This window comes from Providencia sp. TYF-12 (genome assembly GCF_041344805.1).
Taxonomy (GTDB): Bacteria; Pseudomonadota; Gammaproteobacteria; order Enterobacterales; family Enterobacteriaceae; genus Providencia; species Providencia huashanensis.
Genome location: NZ_CP166833.1, coordinates 1449369 through 1462637, shown reverse-complemented (window position 1 = coordinate 1462637; position 13269 = coordinate 1449369). Strand labels below are relative to the sequence as shown.

Below are 13269 nucleotides of genomic sequence, written 5' to 3'. Positions count from 1 at the left end.
GGCTATAAAATGCGTCGGATTTTTTTGCCCTGAAAAAATAATTGGAGACTATCGTGAGCGAAGATAAAAATTATAGTCATGGCCCCGTGCCCATATCCGCGCGAAAAGGCGGGCTAGCATTAACCTTTGTAATGCTAGGATTAACCTTCTTTTCCGCCAGTATGTGGACCGGAGGCGCTCTTGGTACCGGTCTTGATTTTCATGATTTCTTCCTCGCAGTACTCATCGGTAATCTTCTTCTTGGTATCTACACCGCATTTCTTGGTTTTATCGGTTCTAAAACTGGCTTAACAACCCACCTCCTTGCACGCTATTCTTTTGGTATCAAAGGTTCTTGGCTTCCTTCTTTCTTATTAGGCGGCACCCAAGTCGGCTGGTTTGGTGTTGGAGTTGCTATGTTTGCAATTCCTGTCGGGAAAGCTACTGGTTGGGATATTAATTGGCTAATTGGTATTTCAGGGGTCTTAATGACGGTGACTGTTATTTTCGGTATTTCTGCACTTACGGTTCTTTCTGTCGTTGCTGTCCCTGCTATCGCCATACTGGGCAGCTATTCCGTTTATCTTGCGGTTACTGATATGGGGGGCATGAATGCTTTACAATCAATTACCCCGACAAAACCAATTGATTTTAACCTTGCATTAGCCATGGTCGTAGGGTCTTTTGTGAGTGCAGGCACATTAACCGCTGATTTTGTTCGCTTTGGTCGTAGGCCAAAAATCGCCGTCCTCGTCGCCATTGTTGCCTTTTTCCTTGGTAATTCATTAATGTTTATCTTTGGCGCGGCAGGAGCCGCTTCATTGGGTATGGCAGACATTTCTGATGTTATGATTGCTCAAGGACTTTTATTACCCGCAATTATTGTTTTAGGGCTAAATATATGGACTACCAATGATAATGCCCTCTACGCATCTGGCTTAGGCTTTGCAAATATTACGGGGCTATCCAGCAAAACCTTATCTATCATCAACGGCTTAATAGGTACTTTATGTGCTTTATGGCTATATAATAATTTTGTTGGTTGGCTCACTTTCTTATCTGCCGCTATTCCTCCAATTGGGGGAATTATCATTGCAGATTTTTTAATGTATCGTCACCGTTATAGCACCTTCGATAGCAATAAAATGCGTGATGTTAACGTTAGTGCATTATTGGCCGTTGCTGCTGGTGTCATTGCAGGTAATTATTTACCTGGGATTGTCCCAGTTAATGCCGTGCTCGGTGGCGCATTATGTTACGCTGTTCTTAACCCATTATTAAATCGCCGCCGCACAACAGACTCGGAGATGACACGTGCTTAATCAAACTTTCAAACATATTCATAATGCCCATTTAGCAGAACGTGATGGACTATGGCGCATTGATATCGAAAACAAAAAAATTCAAGCCATTGTGCCACAACCCGCCGGGGAAATATTGCCTGAAAGCTTGGATGCTGAAGGTGGCTTAGTGACTGCTCCCTTTGTTGAGCCACATATCCATTTAGATACAACGCAAACTGCTGGGCAACCTAGCTGGAACCAATCAGGCACCTTATTTGAAGGTATTGAGCGCTGGGCTGAACGTAAAGCAATGTTGACTCACAATGATGTTAAAAGCCGAGCGTGGCAAACATTAAAATGGCAAATTGCTAATGGAATTCAACATGTTCGTACCCATGTGGATGTTTCTGACCCCACATTAACAGCCCTGAAAGCCATGTTAGAAGTTAAGCAAGAAATCGCCCCTTGGGTCGACTTACAAATTGTCGCCTTTCCACAAGAAGGGATTTTGTCATATCCAAATGGCGAAGCCCTATTAGAGGAAGCATTACGCTTAGGCGCAGATGTGGTAGGAGCAATTCCACATTTTGAGTTTACCCGCGAGTATGGTGTTGAGTCGTTACATAAAACCTTTGCACTGGCTCAGAAATACGACCGCTTAATTGATGTGCATTGTGACGAAATCGATGACGAGCAATCACGCTTTGTGGAAACCGTAGCCGCATTAGCGCATGCACAAGGGATGGGGGCTCGTGTGACTGCTAGTCATACAACTGCCATGCATTCCTATAATGGCGCTTACACTTCGCGTTTATTCCGTTTATTGAAAATGTCAGGGATTAACTTTGTCGCGAACCCACTCGTCAATATTCACTTACAAGGCCGATTTGATACTTACCCTAAGCGCCGTGGTATTACACGTGTTAAAGAGATGCTAGCAGCAGATATTAATGTTTGCTTCGGTCACGATGATGTATTTGACCCTTGGTATCCTCTCGGTACAGCAAATATGCTGCAAGTGCTACATATGGGGTTACATGTTTGCCAGTTAATGGGTTATCAACAAATCAATGATGGGCTGAAGTTAATTAGTGAATACAGTGCGCGTACATTGGCTTTAGCTGACTATGGTATTGGTGAAGGGAAGCGGGCTAACCTGCTAGTTTTACCTGCCGAAAATGGTTTTGATGCGGTACGCCGACAAGTCCCTGTTCGCTATTCTATCCGTGATGGGCGTGTGATAGCCAATACTCAACCTGCGGTAACACAAATCCAACTTGAGCAAGCCGAAATTATCAATTACGGTTATTCAGATCGAACTAAATAAGTTATTTAGCCGTTTAAATGGTTCTCTGTGGCCAACAGGTGAACCATTTAAGCTGTCTTCCTATATTTCATTCCCCCCATTTTAAATTTGCTGTTCATCTTTCATACCATTGCCATATTTATATACTAAGCTTATTATTTACATAGTTGATTTCTATAAAATATTGACAATTTTTGATAAGCAATAAACGTCTAGTTACCCCTTATTTTTGGTTATAAGTGCCATTTATAAAAATTAAGTGCAATTTTTATTGAAATTAAACCTGAAGGTTTTATATTTTTTAAAGAGTTATCTAAAACTGGATTTGAGCTTTATTTATAGCAACAATAACGCTAATACACTGACTGTCATACCGTGGTGGTCAATATTCCTGTTTTGCTGTACCGCGAATACGTCACAAATAAAGTTCTCTGAATCCCACTTTGACAAAAATTGGAGATCAGATGAGTACTGAAAATGTAGTTAACCAGAAAGCCTCTATCGACTCTTGGCGGCGTATTGCTTCAGAGCTATTAAATGAAGCAGACATTGAAATTAATGGTTCCCGCCCTTTCGATATACAAGTTCATAATAACCAATTCTTTAAACGTGTCCTACAACACGGTTCAATAGGGTTGGGTGAAAGCTATATGGATGGCTGGTGGGATTGCGAGCGGTTGGATATGTTTTTTCAGCGCGTTTTACGCCATGGGCTTGATAACAAATTACCCCATCATTTCAGTGATACGTTGAAAGTCGCTGTAGCACGAGTGCGAAATTTACAAACCCTAAAACGGGCTCGTATCGTTGGTGAAGAGCATTACGATCTAGGTAACGATTTATTTTCTTTGATGCTAGACCCTTACATGCAATATTCCTGTGGTTACTGGAAAGGCTTAGACCATAGCCCTGAAAACCTCTCTCTAGCTCAAGAACAAAAATTAAATTTAATTTGTGAAAAATTACAATTAAAACCAGGTATGCGGTTACTTGATATTGGCTGTGGTTGGGGAGGTCTTGCTGCCTATGCAGCTAAACATTTTGGCGTTTCCGTCACTGGTGTCACAATTTCAGCTGAACAGCAAAAATATGCACAGGCTCGTTGTGCTGATATGGATGTCAAAATTTTATTAGAAGATTATCGAAACCTTAATGACCAATTCGACCGTATTGTTTCAGTGGGTATGTTTGAACATGTTGGGCCAAAAAACTACGCAACCTATTTTGATATTGTCCAACGTAATTTAGCCTCCAATGGTTTATTTCTCCTTCACACCATTGGGTCTAATCGCAATAAAGTTAATGTTGATGCGTGGATCAATAAATATATCTTTCCAAACGGCTGTTTACCCTCAATACAAAATATTGGCGAAAGTAGTGAAGGCAAATTAGTGATGGAGGATTGGCACAATTTTGGTGCGGATTACGACCATACACTGATGGCGTGGTATGCTCGTTTTCAATCAGCTTGGCCTGAGCTTGAAGCTAATTATACACCTCGTTTTAAGCGTATGTTTTCTTATTACCTCAATGCGTGTGCTGGTGCATTCCGAGCTCGCGATATTCAATTATGGCAAATTCTCTGGAGCCCACAGGGTGTTGAAGGTGGCTTGCGTGTTGCCCGCTAAATGTTGAAATTGAATTAGGATTGCAAAAATAAGCTAAAAGAAAGTTCTGTCATCAGAGCTTTCTGGCTTATACCTATTTTACCCATTCAACCATTGTTCAACCAGTTGCAAGCTTTGTTGTATATTCTTCCTTATCATATTGCACTTTAATGACCAGTAATGCCTAAAACCCTACTGTAATGAAACCAGTACTTGACAGCTTAACCCCGTGCTTTCCATAATAATTTCTAGGCTAATGCCTTGTTTAAGTAGCTTACTTGCCAAAACAATTGTTGCCTCTTGTCGTCCTTTTTCTCGCCCTCGCTCAATGCCTTAAAGTAGACCTTCTTGGCGGCCTTTATCCTGTAACCGCTGTGCAATATTCATTATAGTTTCCTTATGTTTTTCGGTTTGCTCCCCCAATGCCTGCACAATATGTTCGAAATTAGTGGAGTCCAACACAATGAACAAATAATTCACGATAGTCACGATATCATTATCACTATTACAGTGTTGAGTGACCAAGCAAGGCCACTATCTGTTTAAGCTAATGCCAGCTCTGGCTGAATTATGCTATAGATTTGATTTTTAAGCGTAGTTTGTTGGGCTAGAAGATAAACATGTTCTGCTACGTCTGCCCGCATCACTAAACCGTGAACATCATCTACTTGTTGTAATATCGCTTTTCCTGTTGCTTGTCCGTGCAGTAAACCACCAGGGCGAACGATGACATAATCGAGAGAGCTCGTTTGTAACCATGATTCAGCAAGGGATTTTTCACGCACGGCTTGACCAAAAGCGGTACGTGCCCGTAAAGACAAATATTGCCATGAATCACCGCATCCAAGCGATGTCACGAGAACCATGCGAGATATACCAGCCTGCTCGGCACAATCAATTACAGTGCGGTGAGCTAAATAATCCTGTGTTCCCCCCATCGTAGAAATAACCGTTGCTGAGGCGCCAGCTGCTTGGCAAGCTGACGAAACGACGGCCTTATCACAAGCATCACCCCTAAACACCTGTATGCCTTGATCTTCTAGCATTTCGGCTGATTGAGAATTACGCACTATTGCGATAACAGGACGTTTATCCGTAACTGCCAGTTTAACAACCATATTACCGACGCCTTTACCACCAGCGCCCAAAATTAACCAAGGACTCATTCTTGTACCCCTATCAATCTTTATGCCTGTAACTCATTAATATGCAACTTTGATTTAATCAAATTATCAACCTACTGCTCCTAGCCCGTCTATTTCATCCTATCCCCCACAATAAAACATTACTTATTTTAATGTTTTATTGTGAAATACTATTTTTTACATTCATTAAAATGTGACTAATCTAACTTTTTTATTAAAAATTTTTTAAGTGAAAAATAAATAAAACAACAATTAATTTACAAAAAAATTTTTAATATCAATAGCTAACACACCAAATACCGAGTCTATCATATTGATACCCATAATAATATCAATGTTAATGCGAAGAATTATCATTTGCATTTATATTTTTATTTGATTTAATGACACCCGTTATATATCAGAAAAATGATAATTACCATACTAGTAATATCATTATTATCTTTAATTAAAATGGAGTATTCCGATGAAAAAGTTAAATGTTATTGCTCTAGCATTCGCAGCATGCGGAATGTCTTTTAGTACCTTTGCCGCTGTCGGTTCTGATCAAAGCCAGCCTTTTGATCCATCGGGCCCTTCCGTACAAGTAGGTGCCACAGAAGGTACTGCTGGAGGCCATGGTGGCGCAATTGGTGACCCTGGAATAGGAGTTCAAGCTGTCTATGGCGGCAAAACTATTTCTTTTTCTGGTTTAACAAAAATGGCTCCAAAACAAGCTGGAAATGAAGCCCATGTGATTTCAATGCCTAATACTCCTGGCAATCCAGCCACACACAACAAAATGGGCGTATTCAATTTTGCACAAGTTGCCAACGCTGAAATTTACTTTGGTGAATGGTCATCAACAGGCCAAGTCAATGACACCACACATACTGCTTATTACTCAGGTAAAGATGTTACTAGCAATATGCCAACGGCAGGAACTGCGGAATATTCAGTGAAAGGGATTAGCCAATACAACGGCGGTGCACTAGCGACGGGAACTTTGACGGCTAACTTTGGTAGCAAATCATTAGCAGGGAATATCGGTAGCACAAATATCGATGCCAAAATTAAAAATAACGCAACCTTCGCAGGGGATGCAACGCTAAATGGCGCTGTCGGTGAAGCTCGCGGTCACTTCTTTGGCGACCAAGCGAAACATATAGCGGGTGTGACTAAATTTAACGACCAAAGTAAAGATATGGCCTTTGGTGGGAGCCGAGGAGATATCTCCCAGTAACGTGTAAATCAATTTAGGTGGTCAACAAAGCATGATTGACAGTTGGCTGCCTACCTTTAATGCCGAAAACAACCTATGCAATATTTTTTACTTTTTTCCGTCACAACTATATTAGTACTTTCTTTCCCTACATTCTCAGCAAGTCTGGATACAGACCGAGAACAATTATTATGGCAGAAAGACAAACAAAACTATCGTGATAAAAGCGCCGTTGTTCCCGGCAAAGACCAACAGTTACTCCCTGATGACATGTCTATTAATCTTAGCGGTAAAACTTACACGCTGAGAAACAATGCCCAAGATTTAGGGCAAGCAATTTATTTAGCCATTAACCATCGGCAATTTCAGGATGTACAGCGTTTATTAAAACGCTATCAGGCTTTGTCTGACGCTGATCCGTTATTGATTTTATTTGCTAAAGCCGAAATAGAAAAATCGCAAAATCACTACCCTCAGGCCATTGCGTATTATCAACAGATATTAGCGTTATCCCCCCAATTTCTACGAGTCAAGTTGGAATTGGCTCGTGCCTATTTTGAAGACAACCAAAATAAAGAATCATTAGCGTTATTCCAAAGCCTAATTAACGATGAGACCCTCGCTTTGCCTGCTGGGGTTCAACAAACTATTCAACAGTTTATTGGCGCGATTGAAAACCGTACGGCTTGGACAGGAAGTTTATCTTTTGGATATAAATACAACAGTAATATTAATCAAGCCCCTAATAAAGATAAAGTTTGGCAAACGCCGGGCGGCACATGGAAAATGGCCAACCCAATCGCGTCTTCAGGGCTTACTTATGATGCTAGCCTCAGTAAAATTATCCCAATAACAGGAAACCATTCCCTTCAAATCAAGGGAACATCCTATGGTGATCGCTATCCACATTATGCTGAGTATAGTGAAAACACCTCATCTTTCGCTGCCTTATATCGCTTTAATAATGCAAATACAACCGTATCTTTGGGCCCGCAACTCGAACTAAAAACCGTCAATGAAAAGCGTCGATATTTAGGAATGGGGGGACGAATAGACGCAGATTATCAATTCACCCCTCAAGTGATCCTGACAACTTCAGCTGATTATCAACAACTTCATTATCAGAAACCCTATGACAGCGCTGATGGCTCGCGAACAGCACTTCATATGACGGGGATTTACGGTATTACACCTAATAGTTCCATATTTTTAGGTGCTGATGCCACTCGCGTAACCACTGAAGTTCGCAGTGACAACTATGACCAACTTGGCGCACGGGCTGGCTTTTATACGGTATTAACACCCGATATTCATTTCTTAGCATTAGCAACTTATCGAGAAAGCCAATTTGGTGCCTTCAACTATTTGCTAAATGTTAAGCGTCATGATCGTGAAACTATGTATTTTGCGCGATTAAATTTTCCAAATTACACACTACTAACCTTCACGCCTTATACCAGTTACCGCTTTCGAAATAATAAAAGCTCGGCAGATGGGATCTATTCCTACCATCAGCACGAGGTTTCAGTTGGGTTAGAAACCCGCTTTTAAGTGTTATGGCATAGAGAAAAACAAAATGTACAAATACAAATTAAAACCTATTACTACTGCAATTATTACCACCCTCTTTTTCCCAGCAACGACTCAAGCGGAAAAGAAAGAACATATTGGCACTATTACTGTTCAGGATTCCGCAAAAACCATCAAGGAACGAGACCAACAAGGCTACGATGATCAATATGATGCCAAGGGTTCTAAGGTATATTTAGGTAAAGATCTAGTTGAACGCTATAAAGGAACCAGCACCGCTGACGTACTAAATAGTGCAATTGGTGTATACAGTGGCGATGCGCGTAATAGTGGAGCATTAGACCCTAATGTCCGAGGTATTCAAGGTCAAGAGCGCGTCCCCGTCACAGTCGATGGCACAGAACAATCTTTAACGGTCTATCGTGGTTATAATGGCGCCAATAACCGTAATTATGTAGACCCTAACCTCATTAGCAGTATTGATATTGAAAAAAGTGGTTCACTGGTTAGCGATATCAAAACATCCGTTGGTGGTGGGATAGCAATTAGAACTATAGGAATAGATGATGTTGTCGCCCCCGATGAGAAATTTGGCTTTAGTTTAAAGCTAGAAACCAGTAGTAATTCGACACGAGAACGAGTACCAAACTTTGGATATGGTAGCGATTATCGAGATCACCCTGAGATCTATAAAAACAATAACTATGTTTTTTCAGACCCCGTCGTTAATATCACCCCAAAATCTCGCGGTAATGCGCAATTTTTCAATTTTAAAGATAACGGTGGGAGAATAGCAGTAGGTACCCGCCAAGAAAAATTTGATGTTATGGCGGCCTATGCATACCGCCGACAAGGCAACTATTTTGCTGGCAAAAAAGGCGCTCATCGCTACCAAGAAGCAATTCAGCTCAACGAACAACAAACAGTGCAACAGCAGCTAGGCCCAGACCCATACCTCCCTTTCGCAGCCAAAATATATGCTCCCGGGAAAGAGGTCACAAATACATCTAATGAATTAGAATCTTATTTAATTAAAACAAATTTGTATCTCACTGAAAACCAAACATTACATTTAAGTTTTAGGCGCAGCGAAAGTACCTATGGTGAAATTATGCCTTCGCGTATCGGCTTTAAAGAAATTGAAGGGAAACAAGTGCTTCCTCAATGGCCATTAGCCCACTTTACGGTAAATGCCTATAATGCAGAATATGCATGGAAACCTGATGACAATCCATTGATTGATCTAAATGCCAATATCTGGATGACACACTCTGTTGGTGATACAAATACCTCAGGGGGTTACCCTCGTGAACCTAAAGAACGTGATTGGGGGTTTGAATACGGCTATGGAAACGGTAAAGACCCTAATATTGACGGTTCTTTAATTAATACTGCCGCAACAAACTCTGAAAATGACCGCATCGGTTTCAACTTGCGAAATACAATGGCACTTACACCAGATCTGGACTTAACGCTACGCGGGTCAATGCTTAAAGAAAAATTAGACTCTAATGATGTGCCCCCCTCCCAATCAGCTAGCCCCTTTATTGCTCTCCCCCGAAAAGGGCATCGGCAAGAGACAACCATTGCTTTTAACTTTAACTATAGGCCAACAACATGGTTAGAGCTTGATGCAGGCGCAAAATATATTGATGGTTGGACAGAAGATGATTACTTAAAAGAGCAAATGAGAAAACGCACCAATGGTTTTCAAAACCCTGATGAACGCCTTGCTAGAAGGATCAACTACAACCGAATTTTGACACAAGAAGAATATGACAAAGCCGTCGCTAAAGGTTATCAACCCTTTGGCGGTTCTTATCGTAATAAACAAATTTTAACTGAGGTATTAGGGCTTGATGATGTAGATTACCATGTTTATATCACCGAGAGAAAAGACCCTCAGCGACCAAACGAAAATGGCGTTTTAGACGTCAGTTTCCGTACTGACTGGAAATCGGATAAAGATGGCCGTTACACAACAAAAACGAACCCTTTCCACAATGGCACTATCGACCCACAAGCACGCGCAATTGACCCCGTCACAGGTAAGGAAGTGTTTGTTTATAATAAAGCGTATGAACATCCAGCAAGCGAACTTAAGCGAAAACTCACAGAGGAAGAAAAATGGCAGTTTCCCGGCAAACAAAAAAGTCATGGCTGGGCCCCTGCTTTTGGTGCAAATATCTGGTTATCGGATAATGACCGAGTTTATGCACGCTATATCGAAACAATACGTTTACCAAGTATTTTTGAAAACAGTATCGGCTTTGCAGGCTCAAGTGAAGCCCGCAAAGAAAAAATGGTTTTTAAACCAGAACGAGCTAAAACCATGGAATTTGGCTATTCTCGTAACCTTCAAAGCTTATTAGGCGCTGAACGCCATGCAGATATAAAAATAGGTTACTACCACACTGTAATCGAAAATGCGTTTGACCGTGATGGTCGCCTTAACTTTATTCAAGTAAAAGAACATAAAACCGCAGGGATTGAAGCCCTCGCTCGTTATGATAATGGCGGGGTATTTATGGATATAGGTATTGATTACCGCTTGAAAAATGAAGTTTGCGATGACTCCGAGCCTGCAAAAGTAGACATTGGTAATCAATATAATATTTCCCAATGTACAACAGCTGGATTTCCCGGCGGCTTCTTGAGAACGCAGTTACAGCCCAAATATGCGATTAACTCGAACCTTGGGATGCGTTTTATGGATGAAAGCCTTGAAGTAGGAACTCGTTTACGTTACACCAGCAGCGTGCAAAATAAAGATGAAAAGAAAATGATGCAGCGTTACCCCGGTAGTTATTCAATGGCGAATAATAGCCCTATGCACTGGACTCCAACATTAACCGCCGATGCCTACGCTCGCTACCAAATAGATAAAAATATCAATGTTGAGTTTTTAGTTACCAATTTAACTGACCGTTATTATATCGACCCATTGACTCGTAGTATGATGCCAGCGCCTGGGCGCACATTACGCTTAGGATTAAATGCACAATTTTAATATTGGTTAGTTATTTATCATAAAAGGATACCCGTATTAATATGTAACGGATATCCTTAACTTATTTAAACGCCTTAACTCAAGTATCAATCTTTTTATCAAAGACCTGATATACCTTACCGCTCTATTATTTCTCTTATTCTAAAACGCATCATGATTCGACAGTAAGCCAAAGCCATCTTTACTTATTATTCTCGATCACCTAGGCGTTATTTAGTCTCTATAACCTTGAATAAACACACTTCATACTCCCCTCACCAGAACCAATGAAAGCAAATGAAAAACAAAAAGCTCACCTTATGCCAAATGAAAGTAAAAATGTAAAATTTGCAACCCTTATCACAAAATATCAATTAATAGTTCTAAATCATATAGATAAATATAAATCACCACACTTACACTATTTTGTTTTTCTTTCGAAACAAATCACAGTAGCTTTCGATTGGTCATTTTTTGTGATCATGACTTCAATTTCGACATTTTCGATCACTTACTTTTTGATATTATGCAAAAGTATAAATAATATATAAAAACACAAAACGAAAGAAAACGTAAACAAAGAGGAAGAAGCAATGACTGTTTCGCGCAGAAGCTTTATCAAAGGATTAGCAGCCAGCGGTGCAGCAATGTCGGTTTCTAGTCCCATTTTAGCCAACTCAGGGAAACCTTCTAATGGCATGCCAGCCCGTCCTGATAATGCTCCAAATTTATTGATCATTTTCCCAGATGAAATGCGTGCACATGCATTGCAATTTATGGGAGAAGATCCTTCGATTACACCTAACCTAAATAAGTTTGCCAAACAAGCTAAAGTAATGACACAAATGGCGTCTAACTACCCATTATGTTCACCATTTCGCGGCATGTTTATGACGGGTCAATATCCTGTTCGTAACGGCATAACAGGTAATGCTCATGACTATGGCGGTAAGGTCGGTATTGATTTATCTCCTTATTCGAAATGTTGGTCCGATGTATTGAAATCACTCGATTATAGTACAGGCTATATTGGAAAATGGCATTTGGATGCACCTTATGCCCCTTTTATTGAAAGTTATAATAACCCGATGGAAGGCCGTTATTGGAATGAATGGGCAGCACCTGATCGCCGCCATGGCTTTGATTTTTGGTACTCCTATGGCACTTATGACCTACATATGAAGCCTATGTATTGGGGGAATGATACACCACGTGAGAAGCCAATTTATGTCGACCAGTGGGGGCCTGAACATGAAGCTGATATGGCTATCAAATTTCTACGCAATGAAGAGGGTAAATACCGAGATACATCGAAGCCATTTGCTTTAGTGGTTTCCATGAACCCTCCTCACTCCCCTTATGACCAAGTGCCACAAAAATATTTAGACGTTTACAAAGGAAAAACCTCACAAGAACTTAATACCAGACCAAATGTAAAATGGGATACTGAATATCAAGAAGGCTATGGCCCCCAATACTTTAAAGAGTATTTAGCGATGGTAAACGGCGTTGACGACCAATTTGGTCGCATCGTTGACGAACTAGAAAAACAAGGTCTTGCAGACAATACGTTAGTCGTCTTTTTCTCTGACCATGGTAGTTGTCTTGGGGCTAATGGGCAGGCAACTAAGAACAACCCTTATGAAGAGTCTATGCGCGTACCAATGATGTTCCGTTTACCCGGAAAAATCAAAGTAGGACAAGATGATGCATTGATGTCTGCGCCAGATATATACCCAACAATATTAGGGCTACTAGGGTTAGAACACTGGATCCCCGGCTCAGTTGAAGGGAGTAATTTAGCGGAGCGTATAGCAACAGGTGAAGGCGATACCGCTAATTCACAGCTATACCTGTTTATTCCTTATGGCGAACCTTCATTTGGTAAACGGGGGGTAAGAACTAAAACCCATACATTAGTTATTGATCGCCAAGATGGCCAGCCTCTGAAATATACTCTTTACGATAACGTAAATGACCCTTATCAAATGAAAAATGTCGCTGATGAGAATAAACCGCTTATCGATAAATTAATTAAAGAAGAGCTAGTTCCTTGGTTAGAAAAGACAGGTGATTCTTGGAGACCAAGTGAATTTATTACAGCAACAACAAATAAATTAAACAAAAAAGTCACAGAATGTGAAACTAAATAATTAATATTAATTTGCCACCTCTCCTTAGGTGGCAATTTCATAAAAAATAAAACAATAAATTCTCTAATAAAACAGG

9 protein-coding genes are annotated in these 13269 nt (G+C 40.6%); 7 read left to right on the top strand and 2 right to left on the bottom strand.

The genetic code is table 11. From position 1 onward, the window contains the following. Positions 1-53 precede the first annotated feature (53 nt). The 3 genes from codB (at position 54) to cfa (ending at position 4196) form a co-directional block, all read left to right on the top strand. Positions 54-1301, top strand: a complete 1248-nt coding sequence (gene codB / locus ABE954_RS06465) for a cytosine permease (protein WP_042845257.1) — start codon at positions 54-56, stop codon at positions 1299-1301. Continuing rightward, positions 1294-2589: a cytosine deaminase gene (locus tag ABE954_RS06460; protein ID WP_042845259.1), complete on the top strand. Its 1296-nt coding sequence runs from the start codon at positions 1294-1296 to the stop codon at positions 2587-2589. Before codB ends, ABE954_RS06460 begins: the two co-directional genes overlap by 8 nt. A 443-nt stretch (positions 2590-3032) precedes the next feature. Further along, positions 3033-4196 carry a cyclopropane fatty acyl phospholipid synthase gene (cfa, locus tag ABE954_RS06455; protein ID WP_272663722.1) on the top strand — a complete coding sequence of 388 codons (1164 nt, stop codon included), beginning with the start codon at positions 3033-3035 and terminating at the stop codon, positions 4194-4196. Between the two features lie 312 nt (positions 4197-4508). On the opposite strand, the gene ABE954_RS06450 is transcribed toward cfa, so the two are convergent. Beyond that, complete coding sequence (locus ABE954_RS06450) at positions 4509-4700, bottom strand: hypothetical protein (RefSeq protein WP_225832987.1); 192 nt, start codon at positions 4698-4700, stop codon at positions 4509-4511. Between the two features lie 17 nt (positions 4701-4717). Continuing rightward, entirely contained in the window at positions 4718-5341 is a 624-nt protein-coding gene (locus tag ABE954_RS06445; protein ID WP_187550066.1) for an SDR family oxidoreductase, read from the bottom strand. A 445-nt stretch (positions 5342-5786) separates the two neighbouring features. Between ABE954_RS06445 and ABE954_RS06440 the strand changes: the two genes are divergently transcribed. The 4 genes from ABE954_RS06440 to ABE954_RS06425 all read left to right on the top strand — a co-directional run bounded on the left by ABE954_RS06440 (position 5787) and on the right by ABE954_RS06425 (position 13193). Further along, positions 5787-6542 carry a Slam-dependent surface lipoprotein gene (locus ABE954_RS06440; protein ID WP_042845264.1) on the top strand — a complete coding sequence of 252 codons (756 nt, stop codon included), beginning with the start codon at positions 5787-5789 and terminating at the stop codon, positions 6540-6542. Positions 6543-6617: 75 nt separating this feature from the next. Continuing rightward, entirely contained in the window at positions 6618-8072 is a 1455-nt protein-coding gene (locus tag ABE954_RS06435; RefSeq protein ID WP_048608007.1) for a porin family protein, read from the top strand. A gap of 25 nt (positions 8073-8097) precedes the next feature. Next, a complete protein-coding gene (locus ABE954_RS06430) occupies positions 8098-11061 on the top strand; it encodes a TonB-dependent receptor plug domain-containing protein (RefSeq protein ID WP_281110440.1) in 2964 nt (987 codons plus the stop codon). Between the two features lie 572 nt (positions 11062-11633). Then, entirely contained in the window at positions 11634-13193 is a 1560-nt protein-coding gene (locus tag ABE954_RS06425; RefSeq protein ID WP_166685687.1) for a sulfatase-like hydrolase/transferase, read from the top strand. Positions 13194-13269: the final 76 nt, after the last annotated feature.

Coding starts and splice junctions, on each gene's coding strand:
- ABE954_RS06440 (WP_042845264.1), top strand. CDS start 5,787: ATGAAAAAGTTAAATGTTATTGCTCTAGCATTCGCAGCATGCGGAATG.
- ABE954_RS06425 (WP_166685687.1), top strand. CDS start 11,634: ATGACTGTTTCGCGCAGAAGCTTTATCAAAGGATTAGCAGCCAGCGGT.
- ABE954_RS06430 (WP_281110440.1), top strand. CDS start 8,098: ATGTACAAATACAAATTAAAACCTATTACTACTGCAATTATTACCACC.
- cfa (WP_272663722.1), top strand. CDS start 3,033: ATGAGTACTGAAAATGTAGTTAACCAGAAAGCCTCTATCGACTCTTGG.
- ABE954_RS06435 (WP_048608007.1), top strand. CDS start 6,618: ATGCAATATTTTTTACTTTTTTCCGTCACAACTATATTAGTACTTTCT.
- ABE954_RS06445 (WP_187550066.1), bottom strand. CDS start 5,341: ATGAGTCCTTGGTTAATTTTGGGCGCTGGTGGTAAAGGCGTCGGTAAT.